Source organism: Wukongibacter baidiensis (assembly GCF_050888315.1).
Lineage (GTDB): Bacteria > Bacillota > Clostridia > Peptostreptococcales > Caminicellaceae > Wukongibacter > Wukongibacter baidiensis.
Window position 1 is genome coordinate 1,043,619 of record NZ_CP138202.1, and the last position, 21,761, is coordinate 1,065,379.

Here is a 21,761-nt window from a genome sequence, read left to right on the forward strand (position 1 = left end):
ATATTTCATTTGTCAAATCTTTATACAAAGATTTAATTTCCTTTATATTTCTTTATTGAAAAAGTAATGGGTATGTCCTTTGGGACAATCATCCTCAACTGCTATTAGTTTATAATTTAGCTTCTCATAAAATTTTGGAGCTTGAAAGCTAAAAGTATCAAGTCGAATCAATTTATACCCTTTTTCTTTAGCAATCTTCTCAAGCTCCAATAAGAGTTTTTTTCCATATCCTAATCCACGATATTTGTCATCAACCCAAAGAAAAGATATCCATAAATACTCCATAACTCTTTTACTTAGAATCCCAGCAATAAGTCTCTCCTTGTCATCCTTTAAAGTCAAATTTATTTCTTCGCTCTCCTCATCGTGGCCAGCTTTACTTTTATGGAATTCATCTATATACTTTTGTATCAAGTATTTTTCATCATCAGCAGTATATTCTTTAGAAACTTTCAATTCCTCTCGATCTTTTAACTCCACCGATATATATTTCCTTAGATAATAACGCTTGTATCCTCCAGAAAAATTATCTTCAATTCCTATTACTCTATAATCGTGCTTCTTATAAAATTCAGGATTTTTAAAACTATATGGACTAAAATAAATCAATTCACAACCCTTTTCCCTAGCTATTTTCTCAACCGCTAATAGTAGTTTTTCACCATATCCCAGGTTACGATACTCTTCATCAACCCAATGAACATATATCCTTAAACAATTGAAGAACAGACCACTCAGAATTCCTCCGAAAATCTCACCTTCTTCATTTTTTAAAATCAAATTTATTTTCTCTGTTTTTCTTTCCTCTTTTATTTTATTATCATTGAATTCGATTATTTTCCGGGTTATATAATCTGCTTCTTTCTCAGTACTCCCTATTGTAATTTCTATTTCTTTTTTATTGTCTTCTTTCATAAAAGGCTCCTTTCTTATCGTAACCACTCTTATTTTTCTTCGAAAAATGGGGGCCGTCTCATAAAGGCGTTTTATGAGTACAGCCCCGAGGTGTTTCAGAATCAATGAAGTTCAAGGTCTTAAAATTTCAGCGGTTTGGCTAGTGCTAATGTACGTGCCAAGTCAATGAGATTTCAAATAACGCAGAAATTCGTCATTCTAAGAGACCTCCTTTATTATCTATATCAACGTCTTGCCCTGAGCCCTATTTTTTTAGCTTCCATAGACTCATTTATATGCATGAAATGGTGACGAGTAGCCTGCATAAGCAATGTCCCCGATACAGTCTTTTTTCTCCAAAAATCAATCAACCATAGAGCCTTTTCATCATTTACAACGGCACCCAATGCCAAAGCTTTTTCAAGTCCACTCTCTAGAGCATTTATCTTTAAATCTTTATATATAAGTGAATTAACAATCTTACGAGTCTTTTTTCCAACTGCTTTTCGATAATCTCTCAGAGCCTGCATATCTATTGTTCGACTGAATTCCAATATCTCATCTATGTTTAGCGCATTGCCTGTATCATAGATGGACGAATTCATCCTCTTCATCCAGTTCCCCTGGTCTATTATTTGTTCTTCATCAGCTACAAGAAGATTCATTGCAATATCTTCAATACGGGCTGAATGCCACATGCCATATGCAATTGTTCGCCCCTTTTTGCTCTGCCCTCTGCGGAAGGTTACTTCATCAGTATCCTCCCATAGCTTGTCTTCAAATGTCACACATTCGATTCCAGAGACATCAGAGGCATGTACTCTGGCATGTTGATCCATAAACAAGTTTATTGCATTTTCAAATGTAGATTCTTTTTTCAGCAACTCCCTAAGCATTTTAAGGTTATCATTCCATGCTTTTTTAGTAGGATCCATCTCCATTCCCCCATATAATATCTATTTATAATTTCTGAAAAACTTCATATCTTTCACCTTTTTCTTTTAGATCATTATAGCTTGCTGATACTAGGGTTAGTACATTCTAAAATGTCAAATAATACTTTATTTTCTTACATTCTCCATATCCTTTTTATTTCCTCTATTTTTATTTTCTCTACCCGAACAAGCAAAAGGAGGTTTTTATACTCATAGCTAAGGCTTTTGGCAATCAGTTGTTTCGACCATACAAACAATAAGCTGAGGGAATTTACATATAAACTCCTTCAGCTCTAATTGCTGATACTTCTTCTGTTTTATAATCCCTTAATACCGTTTCAAATGTTATATCTTAGGTTCTATTCACTGACTTTTTTAGCAAAACCAATTATATGACCGTCTAAGTCAGACCCGTGAGAAACGTAGTCACCCCATGGTCTTGTAGCTGCTTTGCTTATTCCCTCACCTCCGGCTTCTATAAGTTTATCGTAATAATTTTCTGGACTATCGACATAAATATAAATTTCACTTCTTGGTATCCCATTAGCTCCATGTGGGTGTGGTATCTTCTCCTCCAAAACTTTTACAATTCCATCCTCCGGCATAATGCCTAATATAACATTACGCGAAAGTTTAAACTCAATCATACCTGGAACATCCAAGAAAGGCTCAAAACCTAATAATTCCTTATAAAAATATTTACTCTTTTCTTGATCCCTCACGTATAAAATAAACATAATATCACTCTCTTTACAAATAGTCATAAATACCACCTTCCTATATGTAAAATAATTCTTGTTTTTCTTTGATTCTCCAAATATCTTTCATATCCTCTATATTTAAAAACTTCCGAGAAAATAGATTCCTCAGAAGTTTTTAAATATCCAATTATTATTTTTTATTTATTTTGCTGGTTCATTAGTATTAGGAGGTACAAGAGGCTTCTCAAGCTGTTCCTGGGTCTTTTCATCAATCTTCAATTTCCTTACAATTTCCCTACCGGCTTGCCTCAATAATAACATATAATTATCTACAACCGGTCTTAAGCCTTCGTCATAAAAACTTAGAAGTGGACCTTGACTCCTAAATATCTTTGCGATAACCTCTGTGCCCATATTTTCCGCCATTGTCTCAATCATAAAATCTAATGCTTGAAAGCGGCTTTGCTTTGAATCACCTGAATTACTAAGAATTATTATTTTAGGAATACCTACATGGGTATCACTTTGTTTTTCATCAGGATAAGAACCGAAGGAAATACACCTATCTAAAAACATTTTCATTATTCCAGAAACATTATCAAACTGCAATGGGGTTCCAAGAAGTAATATATCTAAGTCTAAAAAGTGAGACAATGCTTCTTTCATATCATCTTTAATAACACATTTATTCCTCTCCACATTCCAACAGTGAAAACATCCTCTGCAATGACTAAGATTCTTTTCAGCTAATGTATAGTTAACAACTTCTGCCCCTTCTTCCTTAGCTCCTTTTAGAACTTCTTCTATCATCTTATGGGTAACACTATCTTTCCCCTTGGGACTTCCATTGTATGCCACGATTTTCATTTCATTACCTCCTGGTCATATTAATTTCCTCCATTATAATATGACTGATAATGAAAAGTCTTTACTCCGCTTGCGGTAATTTATGAATAGGTAAATACAGTTCAAATCTACCGTTTTTACTAAAATCCTTATCACATATTCGCATAAAAGATATCTCCATTGGCTCTACTTCAATCTTTGAGATTTTCATCCATCTATGAACATCTTTAATAACAGTGTCTCTAATAGATAATATATCTCCCTTATAGCGAAATTTTGCATATAACATAGGCGGAACTACTACAGTAGAAATATTCTCGTTTTCTGACAATCTGAAATCGTCTAAAATCCCAAAGAAAATATTAACCAATCTAGAATTATCCTTATTGGAAAATGTGATACTGTATAACTCTCTATTGCTAAATATTTCTTTAATTTCAGGGCTTTCCTTGATTATGCTCGCATTTTCTTCAAGTCTATTTTTTATATCCTCATCATTCAAATCAATCTTAGTAAAAAATCCAGCAATCTTTATCTCTGGTTTCTCCACAAAAGAAAAGTCTGTAACTATGTCACTCTTAAAATTTTTAAATGCTCTTTCAACTATCCCAGGCACACCCATTGGTTCAGTACTAATTTCACCCTTTCTGATAGTTCCAGGTGTAACACCGTAGTTCCTCTTAAACGCACGGGTAAATGATTGCTGTGACCCAAATCCAACGCTCTGAGCTATTTCAATCATTGGTATTTCTGTAGAATTGAGTAATTCCAAAGCATAATTAAGCCTTCTTTTAATTATATAGTCCTTGGGAGAAGCTCCTATTACTGCCGTAAATATTCTATGAAAGTAAAACTTCGACAAATAAAATCTGTTAGCAAGCATTTCTAAATCTATATCTGTTTCTAAATTATCCTCTATATACTTAACAGTATCTTCAATAATATTAACGTATTTCATTTTTAATTTACACTTCCTTTTTTAGAAGAGCTTTAGATAAGAAATCTGATTCTAAATATTTAATCTTTTCGTTAAACTCAAGAGTTCTTTCAGCATTCATAATGCGACATGTTTTTCTCTTCTCAATACTCTGTCTCAGTTCTATATTATCACACAATTATGTGAAAGCTAATTAAAACCCATATTATTCCTAGAAAACTTTAAAGTCTGCTATGTCCTTTCAATAAAAAGGTATTACCCCTTTCTAAAGCTTTTAGTAAGCTTCTATTAAAGGTAATACCTTTTTATTAGCAAGTATATATTTTACCATGCTTCTCCAGCTAATGCAGCTATACTAGCATCACTAACAGTCCCGACACTTGATATTCCTGGCCCTTCTAATACGTCAACGGCCGTAACCGTTACAAAATAATCACAACAACCAGGGTCTGCCATGCATTCGCAGAAAGTAAAATCGAATGATTCTGAACCTTCTATCGTTCCTCCAACTTGCTCTTCATGTTCATTAGTTACTGAAAATTCCCAGACCCCTAATGAAATAAGACTTTTATTATCACATTTTCTAAATAGTTCATATCGGAATTGAAGAGATACCTCTTGATCTGTACCTGTAGTTACTAACTCAAAACTCACGATATTTGAAAATTCAATATTTACTATAGGCTTACAGAAAAAGGTTGTATCTAATGTAACATGAGCTATTTGGAATGGTACCTCACTTGCTGATGTAAACGTTCTACTTCCCGCACCGCTACCACATTCTAGCAATATTTCTTTAGATTTGTCATGTGATTGCTTACAGTTATTACAGTAACTTTTTTTATTAGATGATTGGGCTACAGCTGACATCCTTGCATTATAGATTGTTACATCATCGTCTTCACTAGCATCTACTTCTATCGGTATAACTCTTACAAAGTATTCACAATGCTTTGACGATGCTTCACATTCACAGAATATAAAGCTAAAAGCTTTATTTATTAGTTCATCAGAATTTCTTGTTTCAAATGTCCAAATTCCACATGATGCTGGCTCACTGTCTCCGCACATCCTAAATAACTCGAACTTAAATAAAGCATTAGAAAGATCTTCTGAAAGCTTAATGATACAAGAGAACTCTATTAAGGCCTTTGGATTAACTAAACGGGTCATATCAATGGTAACATGGGCAATGTCAGCCGGAATCGGTAATCCCATTTCCTTAAAAACTATACCACCATTACCCTGTCCACATGCCAATATAGTGTCCTTCGACTTAATATGTGTAGGTCTAAATCCAGTATTCTCATAGGTTGAATCATATCTTTTACAATCACCTTCTAAAATAGGACATAGTTCCTCCGTTAATGCAGCCATTTGACCAGTGCTAACTGTCGCTGTGGAATTAGTTATCTCAACGGGCGTAACTTTTACAAAATAAACACAACAACCAAGGCAGTTTGATTTTTCACAAAAGATAAAGCTAAAGGATTCTTCTAATCGATTAAATCTATTTTGAAAGGTGTCAGCTTTCTCAAACATCCAAGTTCCTAAGGATATTGGCTCCTCACCATTACAAGTTCTAAATAATTCATACTTAAGCTTAACTGTTCTAGGGTCATCATCTATTAATCTCTCTAATCTAACTAGACTAGAAAACTTTATTAAAATCTCGGTTTTGCTTAAACAAGTAGTATTGACAATAACATGGGCTATTTGGAATGGTACGTCGTCAGGTGATGTAAAGGTTTTGTTTCCAGCTCCTTGACCACATTCTAATAGTATTTTTTGGGGTTTAAGGTGTTTTGATTTGCATTTAGCAAAGTCATCGGCTGCTCCGCAAGATTTATAATCTTGGTAATGACTATTATAGGTCACTGATTTTTAACCTCCTTAATGTTATCTTTAAACATAGATATACTCTATTTTTTATTTCATGTTGCTAAGTGAATGTTTACCATGCTTCCCCTGCTAATACGGCTATTCTGCCATTGTTAACGGTTGCGACACGCACTCCTGATTCTTCTAGCATTTCAACGGCTGTAACCGTTACAAAGTATTCACAAAAACTAGGATATACCATGCAGTCACAGAAAACAAAGTCAAATGACTCTGTACCTTGTACCAATGAATTTGCACTATCATTAACACTTTGGAATTCCCAGACCCCTATTGAAATAGGTCTTCTATTATCACATTTTCTAAATAATTCATATCGTAATTGAACAGACGTATTGCTATCCGTATTTTCATCCATATTCTCCAGTCGAAAACTCACAATACTTGAAAATTCAATATTTACTATAGGCTTACAGAAAGAGGTTGTATCTATTGTTACATTCGCCATTTGAAAAGGAATCTCACTTGCTGAAGTAAATCTCCTGCTCCCTGTACTAGTACCGCACTCTAATATGATCTCTTTAGGTTTAGCATTCGGTGACTTACAATTAATACAATCACTTTTTCCTTCAGATGATTGAGCTATGGCTGCCATCCTTGCATTGTAGACTGTTACATCATTATCTTCATTATCATCTATTTCTATTGGTGTAACTTTTACAAAGTAGTTACAACACTTCGATAAGGCCTCACATTCGCAAAATATGAAACTAAAAGCTTTACTTACTAGTTCATCAGGGTCCATATCAAATGTCCAAGTCCCACGTGATACCGGCTCATTATCATCACACACTCTAAATAGTTCAAATTTTAGTTTAGCTTCTTCAATATCCTCAGCAAGTTTAATTAGGCATGAAAACTCTATTAAAATCTTTGGCTTATTTAAAAGGGTGGGGTCAATAGTAATATGGGCGATGTCAGCTGGAATTCGTAATCCTGTTTCTGTAAAAACTATACCATTATTGCCCTGTCCACATGCCAATAGAGTATCCCTAGACTTAGACGATCCTCTCGTTAACGCTGCCATTTGTCCGGTGCTAACTGTCACTGTAGCATTATTTATCTCAAGGGGGGTAACTTCTACAAAATAGATACAAGATCCAATACGCTTTGATGTTTCACAAAATATAAAGCTGAAGGACTCTTCAATTGCGGAAAAATCACTACCCATAGTATCAATTGCTTCAAATATCCAAGTCCCTAAGGATATTGACTCCTCAGCATCACAGCTTCTAAATAATTCGTATTTAAGTCTAACTGTTTTAGGAGCATTTTCTATTTTCTCTGTTCTTACTAGACTAGAAAACTTTATCAAAACTTCTGGTTTTTTTGAGCAAGTTGTATCGATAGTAACATTGGCTATTTGGAATGGAGTATCGTCCGGTGATACAAAGGTTTTACTTCCCGTCCCTTGCCCGCATTCTAATAGTATTTTTTGCTGCTTCTCTTGTTTACATATATCAAACTCATCGGACGATGTACAAGATTTACAGTCTTGATAAGCTTTATTATAACTCACTAATTTTTAGCCTCCTATCTCAATATTTATTGCAAAATATAGATATCATCTATTTTTCATTACATATTATGTAGCTATGTTACTAATTGATAGTACATAGTTACTATTGGTCACAAATATTTTGTATTATGTCCTTTTACCTTGAATATTTATGATTAACTTACAACTTTTCTACCATGTGACACACTTCATCTCTTTTATCTATCGGAACAACAAAAGGAAGTTTTTTCTACTCATTGCTAAAGCTTTTAGGCACCACGTGTTTCTATCATACAAATAATATGCTGAGGAATTTTCGTGTAAACACACTAACTCCAGTTATTAATACTTTTTCTATTTTTCAATACTAATGATTAATCATACCAAGCAAGACATTACTGAAATACTCACTTGCCTGTAAGAAAACATAATCTTCATTCACTTTTTCTCGAGCTCTCTTACAGGACACTTTTCCTGTCCCCTATCCCTTGTGAGTCACTTTTTAAGCTAGTCTTCATAAAATAATAGTAAGAAGAGACAACTTCTTCTTAAAATAGTTTTTCTAATATAAGGAGGCGATAGGGATGACAAAACCATTAGATCCAAAATGTATCCCTAAATATGAGAATCAATTGTTTATTCCACCTGTATTTAAACCAACCATTGTAAAAGATCCAATTACAGGTGAAGATATAAGTCATAACTATACAGTTAGTATGACTCAATTTATGCAACAGATTCTTCCACCTATGTTTCCTATGACAACTGTCTGGGGATTTGAAGGTAATGTGGAAGATCCGTATCTAGGTGAGATTTCTTGTTTCCGTAGTACACCAAGTCCTACTTTTGAAGCTGTTCGAGATATACCCGTAAATGTGCAGTGGATAAATAATATTACTAAACCAAATTTGTTTGCAGTCGATCCAACTTTACATTGGGCTAATCCTAACAATATGCCTACACCAACACAGCCATTTTTACCATTCCCTCCAGGATATCCTTTAGCTCAGAGCCCTGTTCCTCTTGTTGTTCATTTACACGGGGCTGAGGTTAGATCTGATTCAGATGGTCATCCAGATTCTTGGTTTACAGCTGGTGAGGAGAAAAAAGGCCCTGCATTTTCGAAATCTCGTTTTACTTATCAAAATACACAAGAGCCAACAACCCTTTGGTTTCACGATCATGCATTAGGAACCACACGCTTGGGTGTATATGCAGGGCTTTCTGGATTCTATCTACTAAGAGATCCAAACAATAAAATATCTCCACTTCTTCCAAGTGGCCCATATGAAGTTCCTATAGTTATTCAGGACCGTTCATTTAATGAAGATGGTTCATTATTGTTTCCTAGCAATGGTGTCGTTCCTGATGTTCATCCATATTGGAGACCAGCATTTATAGGTAATACTATTATGGTCAATGGAAGAGTATGGCCCAATTTAGATGTAGAGCGCAGACAGTACCGATTTAGAGTTCTTAATGGGTCAAATACCCGAACCTATAACCTTAAACTTTCAAATGGTCAGTCATTCACTCAGATTGGTTCCGACGGGGGCTTTCTACCTTACCCTGTAGCATTGACTGAACTACTAATCGCATCTGGAGAGCGTGCTGACATCTTGATTGATTTTTCCGAGCTTGAGCCAGAAACAACTATCATTATGACCAATGATGCTCCTGCTCCTTTCCCAAATGGTAGAATACCAGATCCTGATACTGTTGGACAAATTATGCAATTCACTGTACTTGATACACCAGTTATACCGCCAAATAAACTTCCAGCAAAGTTAAATAAGATACCTGTATTCACTCCAGATGTGCCAAAAGAGGTGTTAACTCTGAATGTGGTATTCGAAGTACCTACAATGCCTACCGAATTACTATTAAATGGGCAGGAGTGGGGGGCTCCAATTACAGAATTGCCTATAGTAGGGTCGACGGTAGAGTGGGAAATAGCGAACCTTACCGGTGGTGCTCATCCTATCCACATACACTTGATACAGTTCCAAGTTTTAAACCGTCAAAAATTTGATAGTCGAAAATATCGTGAAGAATGGACCAGACTTAATGGTGAACCTCCTCTGGAGCATCCAACCATAACATTGCCTGTTGAACCTTTCTTGGAAGGTAACCCTATTGACCCACCACCAAATGAGCGTGGATGGAAGGATACTGTTTTAATGCTGCCAGGAGAAGTTACTAGACTTAAACTTCGCTGGGCACCACAGGATGCTAATCAAAATATAGTTAAGCCCGGTGAAAATCTATTTCCGTTTGATCCTATCTTTGGTCCTGGATATGTATGGCATTGTCATATTATAGACCATGAAGACAATGAAATGATGAGACCATTAAAGGTAACCGATTGTCCTATTCTTGCAGCCAATCCTCAGTCTTGTTGCCAAGTTATGGTTGAGAGTAGGACTCAATTAGTTCCTCCTGCTTTAAGAGATGAACCTTTTGCTCATAAAAATGCAGTCTATGCTGAAATTGAAAAGGTATGTCCTGAAAAAGTTATTATCAGTGGATTTGTTCGTAGAACAATCACCTATACTGCCCTTTTGGATAATGGAATTGAACAAGAAAAAGAAATTGTAGATGACATTCCTTTCCAATGTGCGATTGATAGAGAAGATGCTAACGAGGGTGATGTATTTAGAATTACAGGGGCAACCATATTATGTGAAGTTTTTGCCCGACTTGAAAATTTTGGAACACACTCCGGAACAGATGAGCCACTAGCTTATAAATTTGCTGAAAATGATATTGTTAAAGTTTGCATCAGAAAAGGTTGTATGAGATGACACCTCCCAAATAGTGGATCTCTTGCAAAAAGTCTTCTGACTCATCTGAAACTTTGTTTTAAATTTATCTGCAATAACCATTGAGCAAGGATAAACGTATATAGAAAGACCCTTGATTCAGCAATTGAATCAAGGGTCTTTCTATATATTGGTTGAGCCGAAGAGTGGTTATTTAAATCCATGAATAGATATTACAATTCACTTTTTCAATATATCAAATGCTAATTTTATGGATACTTGGAATTTAAAACACTTTTTCATATATGTATTATACTCAGAGTCGTAGAATCGACCCCTCTGTAAAAAACAGAGTACTAATTAAAAAATTCCTGGTATCAGGCGTGCAATATAAAGTCCAACAATAAATGATAATGCATTTGCTGTTAGAGCATATAAAACAACATGCCTTTTTTCCGTGAATTTTCCACTGCTGTACTTGTGTAGAAATTTGGAATATACAACAGCTTCTATGGTGAACACCAGTAATTCCATCCACACATAGTTAAATACAAACATCATATTGCCATGATGGTAGCTACTGATATTAAGTAAAATATTGAGCATCGACTGGGTTATAATATTTACAACGCCTATAATCAAAAGCTGTTTCTTCTCTTTGAAACCAAAAAATAATGCAATAAGAACTTCAATCGCTATGGTTGCAATGATTCTGATAAAGAGGGAAACCATCTCCCAAGTATAATCGTAATTTTTTTCTGCTTTTATGGTATAACTGATTGTATTCGATTGTATATCTAAGCCCTTTGCATCTACCTTATAATAGCTGTCAAAAGCATATCGCTCATAAACATCTTCGCTCACAGCAAAGCTGTCCTGCTTCGGGAAATAAAGTAGTATCTTAAATTTTGGTGGAGGATAATAACCCCAAGTAAACTCGGGAGTATCGGTGCAGTTTTCAAAATACTGTAAAAAGTGAAACCCGTCTTTATCCTCATAGGATAAAAATTTCTGCCAAATTCTATATTCTTCATCGCCTTCGTGATAGCGTTGATTATTGGGGTATTCACCTAACACACTATGCGGTCCCGTAGAAGATACTCCGGACAGCAAAGTCACATAATAACTTTCATCTTCAAGTCCCTCAAAATCAATAACAACCGAAGGTTTTGGGCCTATATCAGCATAAGCTGTTGTCGGCATGATAATAGATATTATTATAAAACATAATAAAATGAATAGTATTTTCCTTTTCATAAACTACACCTCCTCCATTATATAAATTATCTTCATAATTGATCTAGGACGTCACTTTGACATATTGCTGTATTAAAAGTAGCATGTTCAAGTACAGTTCAATATAATTTTAATCAAGCTCTTTTTCAACTTTTTTCTTTAAATCAAAATATAGTTCTGCATCAGTTAAGTTCCTATACGCGGCCAGTGGAATCATTCCAATATTAATACTTAAAATAAGAGGTATAAAGCTAACTAATAACTCCCATCCTATAAAAGACAAATCTAGAACAAAAATTTCGGATTTTTTCTCATATGTATATAAATCACTTTTTTCTTTTAATTCCTTAAAAGTAATTTCTGGATTTTCTATTAATAAATAAGGGATCATTCGTAAACGATATGAGTGTATTATACCTGGTATAATTAATAATAACATTCTAAGAATTATCTCTAAATCTTTCTTAAATAATACTTTTACATAGTGTATATATCTTGGATCTGAAAACATCTCAAATAAAACTCTTATCCTAGAATCGTCTCCTTTTGATTTAAGCATTAAGTATTTTTTTAAACCAAGGAATATAATATTAAAAATAAATACATGAAATAAAATAGTTAAAATAATAGTACCTATTCCCATGATAATCATAATAGTCGGTACTGCATCGAAGCTAGTAAAAGTATAGTTGTAAACAATAAAAGGTAACGGACTAAAATCATAAGTAAATTTATCTCTATCATAAATTTCTTCATGTTCTTCAATATTGTATTCTTTATTTATCTCCACATTAAAAAACTCTTTTTTATTAAACTTAAAATCCGTATCTTTACTAACAACCCCGAATATCATACTTATAACAATTGCTAAAAATATTGATCTCCATCCTTTATACAATACTTTTTTAGCTCTATCCTTTAACTCTTTCCTACTAAAACTACTATTATTTATATTTTCATTATCCATAATCTCTCACGCCTTTTCCTATTTATTATACTCAAAATCAAAAAAGCTGGAACATATTTAAACTTATATCCCTTTTCTTTTAATTCATCTGCAGATATACTGTTTCTGCAATTTTTGTAGAATTCCTTTAGCTGTTTTTGTCGATATTTCACTATTTTTGTTGAGTAAGATAGAGTGATTATTAATCAAAGGTCGAACAAGCATATATAAAAAAACGATGTCAGATACTATCAAACTGATTTATGAACATATGAAAAAACCTTGATTCGTTTATCCCAATCAAGGTTTTATTCTTATATTGGTGGATGCGAGACGTAGTAGGCGAAATCCACTACTGATTATTGCTCCTATAAATCCAGATGTAAATACTACTAACTTTAGTACTCATATCCTGCATTTACACTGCTTCACGAAAGTCTAAATTACTTTTGAGGCAACCTTAAAATTTCTCTAGCTTCATTTGGTGTCGCAATTTCACGCCCCATTTCTTTTGCTATGCGTGCTATTCGAGCTACTAATTGGGCATTTGACTCTGCTAATTGTCCTTTATGATAATAAATGTTATCTTCAAAACCAGTTCTAACATGACCTCCCATGGCAATAGCATGAACAGCTAAAGGCAACTGGTATCTTCCTATTCCTGCAACGGTCCAAATACTTCCTTTTGGTATGCTATTTACTAAGAATACTAAATCTTCAATATTTCCAGGCATAGCACCAGGAACACCAAGAACAAAATCAAAGTATAAAGGTTCTGTAACTAAACCTTTTTTTACTAAACGTAAAACATTTTCTATCATTCCTCTTTCAAAAATTTCAAATTCAGGTTTTATGTTTCTTTTCTTCATTTCTACAGCAAAATTATGAATATACTCTGGAGAGTTCATAAAGACCCCATCTCCAAAGTTGCATGTACCTGCATCTAAAGTTGCTATTTCAGGATCTAATTTTAAAGGTTGCATTCTTTCTTCAAATGTATGCCAAATAGACCCACCTGTTGATGGTTCAAATATAACGTCGCATTTTTCTGCTATCTTTTCAGCAATTATTCTGTTTGTTTGATAATCTTGAGTAGGTTCACCATTTTCATCTCTTGCATGAACATGAACAATTGAAACCCCAGCTTTATAACATTCATAAGCAGCATTAGCTATTTCATCGGGAGTTAGAGGTAAATTGGGTTGTTGTTTTCTAGTTACCTCTCCTCCAGTTAGCGCAGCAGTTATTATTAATTTTTCCATCTCTAAATTCCCCCTTATAAAAGATTTCCCTAAAACGAAAGAGGAGCAGGAATTTGTTAATCCCAACTCCAACTATTGATCTACCTAATAAATACAAGTGATAGCCACGGTATATAGGTTATTAAGCCTAATCCAATTAAGCCTACTATAAACAATGGCACAATATGCGCAAACATATTTTCCATTTTTATCTTAGCAACAGCTGCACCTACAAATAGATTACATCCGTAAGGAGGTGTACACAAACCTAACGCTAAGTTTACAGCCATCAATACTCCAAAGTGTACAGGATTAATACCCAATGCTTTAACTGTTGGCATTAACATCGGAGCCATAACAATAATAGCTGGAACCGTATCGAGGAATAAACCTACAGCTAACAGTATTAAGTTAACAAATAGCAATACAATTAAAGGATTGGATGATACACTTGTCAAAAACTCTGTAATCATCTTTGGAATTCTCTCATAAGTCATAAATGTAGAAAACACAGTGGAATATCCTAACAAAAATGAGGTTATACCGTTCAATACTGCTGTATCTAAAAACACTTTTTTCAGCCCTGTCCATGTTAAATCTTTGTATACATATAAACTTATTATAATTGAGTATACAACAGATATACATGCCGCTTCCGTAGGGGTGAAAACACCTGAATAAATACCTCCTAGAATGATAACTGGAGATAATAACGCCCAAAAACCTTCTTTTATACTTTTAACAATTTCTGAAAATCTATATCTCATAGCTTCGCCCAGAGGTACTTTTTCATCCGCCCCATTACCTCTTTTTTGTTTTAAATCAACTCCGTTTTTAGTGCAAATTACAATGTTTGCCACTAGAAACAAAATACCCATTAATATTCCTGGCAATACTCCTGCCAAGAATAATTGTGAAATCGATACCCCCGTTGACGCCCCATATAATACAAAGGATAAACTCGGAGGAATGATTGGTCCGACAATACCCCCAAAGCAAACTATTGTAGCTGCATAAGCCGGATCATATCCCTTCCTTTTCATCTCTGGAATCATCATCCCACCTATTGCTGATGTTGTCGCCATTCCAGATCCTGATAAAGCACCAAAGAACATACATGCAATGATTGTTACACAACCGATGGCTCCATTTACAAAGCTTATTAATGCAGATGCAAAATTGACAATTCTTCTAGCTATTCCACCGGTTGACATTATAAGACCAGCCAGCATAAAAAAAGGTATTGCCATTACAGTAAATGAGAATATCCCGCTATAACAGTATTGAGCGTTGATAGCCATGTTTAAGTCTGAATAGGCAACCATTGATACCATAGTAGCCCCACCTATTGCAAATCCAACAGGAACGCCTATCAATAGCATCACAAACAATGCAATAAATAATACAGGTACTGCCATTATAGCTCCCTCCTTATGTAATTATTTCATTCCTCAGAATACATTTGACTGCATCTAAAAAGTATGCAACTGCCCTGATTATAAAGATTCCGCATCCAAGCACAAGAGACAAATATCCCCATGCTGTACTGATTTTAATTCCTGCATAAGGGACATTCATTTGTATGTTCATCATTATAACTCCGTAATACATTGTAATACCACAAATAACAATTAAGATCAGTTCTGTTATTGCTTCTGCTGATTTCTTTAACTTATATGGTAATTTATCAACCAGCAATGTAATTTTTATATGTTCCTTTCTTCTGTGACCTATGCTTATTCCCAGCCACGAAAGCCATACAAATAAAAATTTACCTAGTTCTTCTGACCAAGATAGTGAATTGTTGAAGACATATCTCATAATGACTTGAAAAAAGATTACACCCACCATCGCAATAAACATAGTTATCAGGACAGTATCTTCGATTTTCTCCAAAGCTTTCAAAACTTTTTTTCTCATATCTATACCATTACCCCGGTAAAGGAGTAATGAGCTACCTCCTTTCATACTATATTAGAAAACACCTGACTTCTTAAAATGCCTCATTAGCCAAGGGGATTTTTCTCTTGGCCTTCCAAGCATTTGCATAATAAATACAAGAGGCAATTGCTTGCCTCAATATATCTATATTAATCATTTTGTAATTTCTCTCATTAAGGACGTGTATTTAGCCATTTCTCAATCATTTCATCTCCAACTATTCCACGTTGATAATCATATACTGGCTGTACAGCTTCTTCAAATGCCTTTATTTCATCAGCAGTTAATTCATAAACCTCTGCGCCTTCATCTATAAATCGCTTTATGTAGCCTTGCTCTTTAGCAAACTCTTCTGCCCTTTGACTCTTGGCAACTTCTTTAACGCCTGCTTCCAATACTTCTCTATCTGCTGGATCTAAAGCTTCAATCCATTCTCTTGAACAGATAATCGGAAATGGAGAGCTAGCATGATTTGTTAATGTTACATATGGAGCAATTTCATGTAGATTAAAATCATTAAACACACCTAAGGAGTGGTCCAATGCATTAATCTGTCCTTGAGACAATGAAGTTACAACTTCTCCCCAAGCCATAGGTGTCGGATTGGCTCCCATAGCTTTCCAAATTTCAATATTTAAGTCATTCTGTGCAATACGAACTTTCTGCCCTTTTAAATCATCTTCTGTACTATAAATCTTATCTCTACTGATCACTTGTCTCATGCCGTTATAGTACATATCTATACAATAGTAGCCTGAATCTTTTAGAGTTTCATTGAAAAGCTCTAGTCCACCATTTTCAAATGTACCCTTTTCCCAGGCTTCAAAGGAAGGATATAAATAAGGTAAATCGATACAAGTTGAATCTGGACCTGATGCTGACGTAATTACTGATGATAAGTCAAACATCATTGTAACAGTTCCAATTTTAATACCCGATACCAAATCTGGGGTATCTCCCAATTGTCCATCTGAATAAACCTCCACTTTGAACTTACCAGGAGCTTCTTTTTCTAAATATTCTCCTAAAGCTTCACTCCATTTGTGAGTCGATCTTTGCGACGAGTCAGTATGTCCAATTTTGATAACAATTGGTCCATCTTCCGATACAGTTGCCTTCTTACTTGCACAACCTCCGATAAAACTCATTACCAACACCAATGTTAATATAATAGCCAACACTTTCCCCTTTTTCATGTTTTTCAACCCTTTCTCATAATTTTTAACATCAATGATGCTATCGTTATTCTATATAAGCAACTGTCATGCCAATTATTTGAAATCAATTAACAACCTTTTGTCTCAGTACAATACTCATTTACTAATAATTGATATTTATATATAAACAAAAAGTGCGAACTATTCTTCACACTTTCTTACTTAACACTGAAAATTTATTCACACTTTTTTAAGCTCCATCTTATATTTATTAATCTTATTCCATAGTTGTCTTGAACTTATTTCTAATTCGTCGGCTGTTCTTGTGACATTCCAATTATTATTTTTTAAAGCCTCTTCAATAAAATTCTTTTCAAAGTCTGATCGAGCATTCTGCAATGACTTTTTGCAATCGTTAACTTGTGATAGATTTTCATTAACACAGCCTATAGGCATTAATATTTCATTGACCGTAACAATACCAGCTTTACTTAATGCAATCATTCTTTCAACTATATTCTTAAGCTCTCTGATATTTCCTGGATAATTATATTGCAGTAAAAAATTCATTACATTATCATCGACATACTTTATTTTTTTCTTTTGGTCCATCTCAGTTTTTTTAATAAAAAAATTAATAAGTGCAGGTAGGTCTTCTCTTCTTTCTCTTAAAGGCGGTATACGTAGAGTCAGTGTATTTATTCTGTATAATAAATCTTCTCTGAAATCTCCCTCAAGTATTTGCTGTGAAAGGTCTTTATTTGTAGCTGAAACAAACCGTACATCTAAGTCTATTGTTTTATTACTTCCAAGTCTCTCTATTCTCCTGCTTTCTATAGCCCTTAGTAATTTTCCCTGTGTCACAATTGGTAAGTCACCAATTTCATCTAAGAATAATGTCCCATGGTTGGCTTGTTCAAACTTCCCCACTCTAGTATCAATAGCTCCTGTAAATGAACCTTTTTCATGTCCAAATAACTCAGATTCTATTACTCCCTCAGGAAAAACTTGACAATTGACAGGAACAAAGGGCTCTTGCCTTCTATTACTTAATCGATGAATATAATTGGCGATGACTTCCTTACCAACTCCAGATTCTCCTAACAGTAAGATATTAATGCCTGTATCAGCGGCCCTTTGGCACATTTCCAAAAGCTTTAAATACTCGTCGTTCCTAGATTCAATAAATAATTCAGTTCCATTCTGATTCTCAAGCAAAAAGTTGCTTCTCCGCTCTAATCTATGTATCTTAGCCAATCGATCAACCTTCATAACCAATTCTTTCATCTCACCGCTTTTGACGAAATAATCTATAGCACCATATTTCATTGAGTCAACTGCACTCTCAATACTCCCAAAGGCTGTCATAACTATTATATCAACATCATCGTATTTTTCTTTTATTCTCCTTATCAGTTCAACTCCATCCATGACAGGCATTTTTAAATCAGTAAGCACAAGATCCACCACATTATTATCAATATGCACAAGAGCTTCATTCCCATTGGAGCAAGTTGCTACATCATATCCAACATCTGAAAGTATGAAAGATAGAGCTTTCTGATACTCTATTTCATCATCTACAATTAATATTTTATACCCCTTTTTCTCAACCATGTACATTACTCCTTTATTTTCTTAATAGGTAGAACTATATCAAACTTTGTACCTTCGCCAAAATTACTTTCTACTGTTATCATTCCATCATTATTAGATATTTCTGTACTGATAATATATAGACCGAGGCCCGTGCCATTTTCCTTGGTAGAGTAAAAAGGATCAAATACATTCTCAATCTTTTCCTTTTCAATTCCACAGCCGTTATCCATAACCTCTATCTTTAAATAGTCCTCTTCAATAATTATCGTTAAATAAATTTTCTTTTCTTCTCTCTGAACACCCTTAAAGGAATCAATACTATTGTTTATAAGATTCAGTAATAGCATCCTTAATACATCTTCATTAATCAAGACTTCCCTTGAATATTCACCTTTGATATTACTAATAATCCTTATTTCGTTCTGTTCTATATTCTTTTTTTCTAATTCTAATATTAAGCTTAATAAATTTTCTATATTTACCGATTTGGTTTCGTCATTTGAAAGCTTTGAAAATCTCAATAGATTTTCTATCAGCTTATTAATTCTTGCAACCGAATCATTTATAACTAGGATAGCATGATCACAAATTTCATTAATCCGGTGTTTTTCAATGATATAACTGTAGGTTTTTATTAATCCTAATGGATTCCTTATTTCATGAGCAAGACCAGCAGACAGTTGCCCAACAGCTATCATCTTGGATTCCTGTCTGGCCCTCTTTTCATTAAAATACTTTTCTGTATAGTCATCAATTATAATCATACTCTTACTATTTGCAATTTCTTGAGTGGTAACATAATAATAAGATCTTCCCACATTAAATACCTGATTCATATTGTCAGTGTTAACAAAGGGCTCCAAAGCTTTGATATCGTTGTAATCAGATCCTATTAAATCTTCTCTAGGGATACCTGTTATACCAGTAACCGTATCATTACATTCTACAATCATAGAATCACATTCTATAACCATAATACCGCTATGCATTGTATCAATAATAAGACGCAATTCTTCTTTACTTTCAGATAGCTCTCTGGTCTTCGTATTAACTCTTTGAGTTATAAGATAATTCCAGCTTGAAAAAAAAGCTATAATAGATATGCCTGCAATTAATATTTTATAAGCTAACTCAATATTATTTAAGTCAATACCATCGGTATCGAAATTTCCAAGCCATTTGTATTGAGTCTGTGCTATCAAATTCTTTTTCTTTAGCCCAATTATGCCTTTATTTAATATATCAAGTAAATAGGGATTTTCTTTCTTTACGGCCAAGCACATTTCTTTCTCATATAGAGTAGGCTCTAGAAACCTAAAGCTTCCCCCTCTATTAGTTACATTAAGGAAATGGGCAACCTCCATATCATCTCCTGCAAATCCGTCTACTAAATTATTATTTATTAAAGCAAAACACTGGTATATATTATCCACTTCAAGGATTTTGACATTTATATTATCTTCAAAGTATTTATTTATACGCTCATCTTCATTATCTCGCTCCAATACCACTAAGGTTTTATCCTTTATGTCTTCTATCTCCTTAATAACGGAATTATTCTTTACTAGTATTTTACCCTTAATAACACATAGAGACTGACTTATATCAAACTCTTTTCTATTCTGATATGTATTTTCCATAACCATGACATCCAAATCATCACTTCTCATTGCATCGATTAAAAAGTCCTGCGATCCTACTTTTAGATGAATATTACTTCTTAATTCAATTTCTAACTGGGACAAATAATCCACCATAATCCCAGTATTATAATTATTAAATTCATTAATAAATGACAAGGGTGGATCATTATAAACCCCCACAAGAAAGTGCTTTTCCTTCAACAACTCTTTTTCCTTTTCGGTTAATTCTGTGTTATATTTGTAATATTCACGCATCCCCATATTATATCTTAAATTTATGTCTAACTTTCTCATCCCGATGCCGCAAATAATTAGAAGTGTAATTAAGACTAATATCTTTCCCCTTTTCATAACTCCTCCACGATTTACTAAATAATGTTTTTATATAATTCTCTTACTTTTATTGGATTTCCTTCAAAGTTTTACTTAATAGTTTCAAAATTTTAAGATATTTCTCTAGAAGTACTTAATTAATCTATGAGCTTTTACCCACTTTCAAAATTATATTAGCATATAAATTCTTAGCTGTAGGTGAAACATATCATCTAATTCTTCTATAAAATGTTTACGGGCATATAAAAAACCTTGATTCATTAATTTGAATCAAGGTTTTATTCTTATATTGGTGGAGGCGAGGGGAATCGAACCCCTGTCCGAAAGCACTTTACTATAAGCTTCTCCGAGCGCATTCATTGTTTTAAAGTCTCGTCTTCCGGAGCGCCCAATGACAGGCTATCCTTCTGACCAGTCTCAATTAGTCGCTAGTAGGTCGAGACAACCCTAATAGCGGTTCCCGGCATAGTGACGTCCAGTCCTAAGCGGCCGGTAGGCCTAGGAGGGACGAGCAGCCCTTAGGCTGCTAAAGCGTAATTATTATCTGCGTTTATATTTAAGTGCCCAGTTCTTTAACGTGTACCCCAAGCAAAAAACACGGCTCGCTACTTATAGCTCCATACCCCCGTCGAAACCAGTACGCCCCCAGGTATATGAAGGTACTCAGAGCACCTTTTAAGAGCTGTTTGTAACTTATATATTAAATTTTAGTAGTTCTTTTGTCGTTGTCTTAATTCTTTTTGTATCCTTCTATCTGAATCTCTTTTTGCTATGGTATCTCTTTTATCATGCAATTTTTTACCTTTACAAACACCAAGCTGCAGTTTAACTAGACCTCTATCATTAATGTATAGCTTCAGTGGTATTAGAGTTAGACCTTTTTGATTGATATAACCTATAAGCTTTCTAATCTCCCTTTTATGAAGTAATAATTTTCTAGGTCTTGTAGGCTCTACATTAAATATATTTCCCTTTTCATAGGGACTTATATGCACGTTTTGCAGAATAACTTCGCCATTTTTAACCTCAGCATAGCCATCCTTTAAGTTTACCTTACCAAGCCTAATGGATTTTACTTCAGTTCCCTTTAAGGAAATACCGGCTTCGTATGTTTCTTCTACGAAGTATTCGTGTCTTGCTTTTTTGTTGTTTGCTATTACTTTTCCTTTAGCCATACTCAGCACCAACTTCAC

Annotated in this window: 17 protein-coding genes and 1 other RNA gene; 1 reads left to right on the top strand and 17 read right to left on the bottom strand. The window is 34.2% G+C overall.

The window, feature by feature from the left end; genetic code table 11:
* Nucleotides 1–42: 42 nt before the first annotated feature.
* From R9X47_RS05025 to R9X47_RS05055, 7 genes are all read right to left on the bottom strand, one after another.
* Nucleotides 43–915 (bottom strand): GNAT family N-acetyltransferase, encoded by an 873-nt coding sequence (locus R9X47_RS05025; RefSeq protein ID WP_432665634.1) that lies wholly within the window; start codon nucleotides 913–915, stop codon nucleotides 43–45.
* A 224-nt stretch (nucleotides 916–1,139) separates the two neighbouring features.
* Nucleotides 1,140–1,829, bottom strand: a complete 690-nt coding sequence (locus R9X47_RS05030; RefSeq protein WP_432665635.1) for a DinB family protein — start codon at nucleotides 1,827–1,829, stop codon at nucleotides 1,140–1,142.
* A gap of 359 nt (nucleotides 1,830–2,188) precedes the next feature.
* The gene (locus R9X47_RS05035) at nucleotides 2,189–2,593 is read right to left on the bottom strand and encodes a VOC family protein (protein ID WP_432665636.1); all 405 of its coding nucleotides are present in this window, start codon (nucleotides 2,591–2,593) and stop codon (nucleotides 2,189–2,191) included.
* Between the two features lie 138 nt (nucleotides 2,594–2,731).
* A complete protein-coding gene (locus R9X47_RS05040; RefSeq protein WP_432665637.1) occupies nucleotides 2,732–3,397 on the bottom strand; it encodes a flavodoxin family protein in 666 nt (221 codons plus the stop codon).
* Between the two features lie 61 nt (nucleotides 3,398–3,458).
* Nucleotides 3,459–4,334, bottom strand: coding sequence for a helix-turn-helix domain-containing protein (locus R9X47_RS05045; RefSeq protein WP_432665638.1), 876 nt, complete (start codon nucleotides 4,332–4,334; stop codon nucleotides 3,459–3,461).
* A gap of 303 nt (nucleotides 4,335–4,637) precedes the next feature.
* Nucleotides 4,638–6,191: a DUF4489 domain-containing protein gene (locus tag R9X47_RS05050; RefSeq protein WP_432665639.1), complete on the bottom strand. Its 1,554-nt coding sequence runs from the start codon at nucleotides 6,189–6,191 to the stop codon at nucleotides 4,638–4,640.
* A 76-nt stretch (nucleotides 6,192–6,267) separates the two neighbouring features.
* Nucleotides 6,268–7,731, bottom strand: coding sequence for a DUF4489 domain-containing protein (locus R9X47_RS05055; RefSeq protein ID WP_432665640.1), 1,464 nt, complete (start codon nucleotides 7,729–7,731; stop codon nucleotides 6,268–6,270).
* Nucleotides 7,732–8,294: 563 nt separating this feature from the next.
* Between R9X47_RS05055 and R9X47_RS05060 the strand changes: the two genes are divergently transcribed.
* Nucleotides 8,295–10,514 carry a multicopper oxidase family protein gene (locus R9X47_RS05060; protein ID WP_432665642.1) on the top strand — a complete coding sequence of 740 codons (2,220 nt, stop codon included), beginning with the start codon at nucleotides 8,295–8,297 and terminating at the stop codon, nucleotides 10,512–10,514.
* A 318-nt stretch (nucleotides 10,515–10,832) separates the two neighbouring features.
* Here the strand turns inward: R9X47_RS05060 and R9X47_RS05065 are convergent, their stop codons facing one another.
* From R9X47_RS05065 to smpB, 10 genes are all read right to left on the bottom strand, one after another.
* Nucleotides 10,833–11,729 (bottom strand): hypothetical protein, encoded by an 897-nt coding sequence (locus tag R9X47_RS05065; protein WP_432665643.1) that lies wholly within the window; start codon nucleotides 11,727–11,729, stop codon nucleotides 10,833–10,835.
* Nucleotides 11,730–11,838: 109 nt separating this feature from the next.
* Entirely contained in the window at nucleotides 11,839–12,675 is an 837-nt protein-coding gene (locus R9X47_RS05070) for a DUF975 family protein (RefSeq protein WP_432665644.1), read from the bottom strand.
* Nucleotides 12,676–13,097: 422 nt separating this feature from the next.
* Nucleotides 13,098–13,916: a 3-keto-5-aminohexanoate cleavage protein gene (locus R9X47_RS05075; RefSeq protein WP_432665645.1), complete on the bottom strand. Its 819-nt coding sequence runs from the start codon at nucleotides 13,914–13,916 to the stop codon at nucleotides 13,098–13,100.
* 80 nt (nucleotides 13,917–13,996) lie between these two features.
* The gene (locus R9X47_RS05080) at nucleotides 13,997–15,313 is read right to left on the bottom strand and encodes a TRAP transporter large permease (RefSeq protein WP_432665646.1); all 1,317 of its coding nucleotides are present in this window, start codon (nucleotides 15,311–15,313) and stop codon (nucleotides 13,997–13,999) included.
* Between the two features lie 13 nt (nucleotides 15,314–15,326).
* A complete protein-coding gene (locus tag R9X47_RS05085) occupies nucleotides 15,327–15,815 on the bottom strand; it encodes a TRAP transporter small permease (RefSeq protein ID WP_432665647.1) in 489 nt (162 codons plus the stop codon).
* 194 nt (nucleotides 15,816–16,009) lie between these two features.
* Nucleotides 16,010–17,032: a TRAP transporter substrate-binding protein gene (locus tag R9X47_RS05090; RefSeq protein WP_432665648.1), complete on the bottom strand. Its 1,023-nt coding sequence runs from the start codon at nucleotides 17,030–17,032 to the stop codon at nucleotides 16,010–16,012.
* Nucleotides 17,033–17,233: 201 nt separating this feature from the next.
* Nucleotides 17,234–18,610, bottom strand: coding sequence for a sigma-54-dependent transcriptional regulator (locus R9X47_RS05095; RefSeq protein WP_432665649.1), 1,377 nt, complete (start codon nucleotides 18,608–18,610; stop codon nucleotides 17,234–17,236).
* Between the two features lie 5 nt (nucleotides 18,611–18,615).
* Nucleotides 18,616–20,586: an ATP-binding protein gene (locus R9X47_RS05100; protein ID WP_432665650.1), complete on the bottom strand. Its 1,971-nt coding sequence runs from the start codon at nucleotides 20,584–20,586 to the stop codon at nucleotides 18,616–18,618.
* Between the two features lie 272 nt (nucleotides 20,587–20,858).
* Nucleotides 20,859–21,215: a transfer-messenger RNA gene (ssrA, locus tag R9X47_RS05105) on the bottom strand.
* Nucleotides 21,216–21,275: 60 nt separating this feature from the next.
* Entirely contained in the window at nucleotides 21,276–21,749 is a 474-nt protein-coding gene (smpB, locus tag R9X47_RS05110) for an SsrA-binding protein SmpB (protein ID WP_432667583.1), read from the bottom strand.
* Nucleotides 21,750–21,761 lie beyond the last annotated feature (12 nt).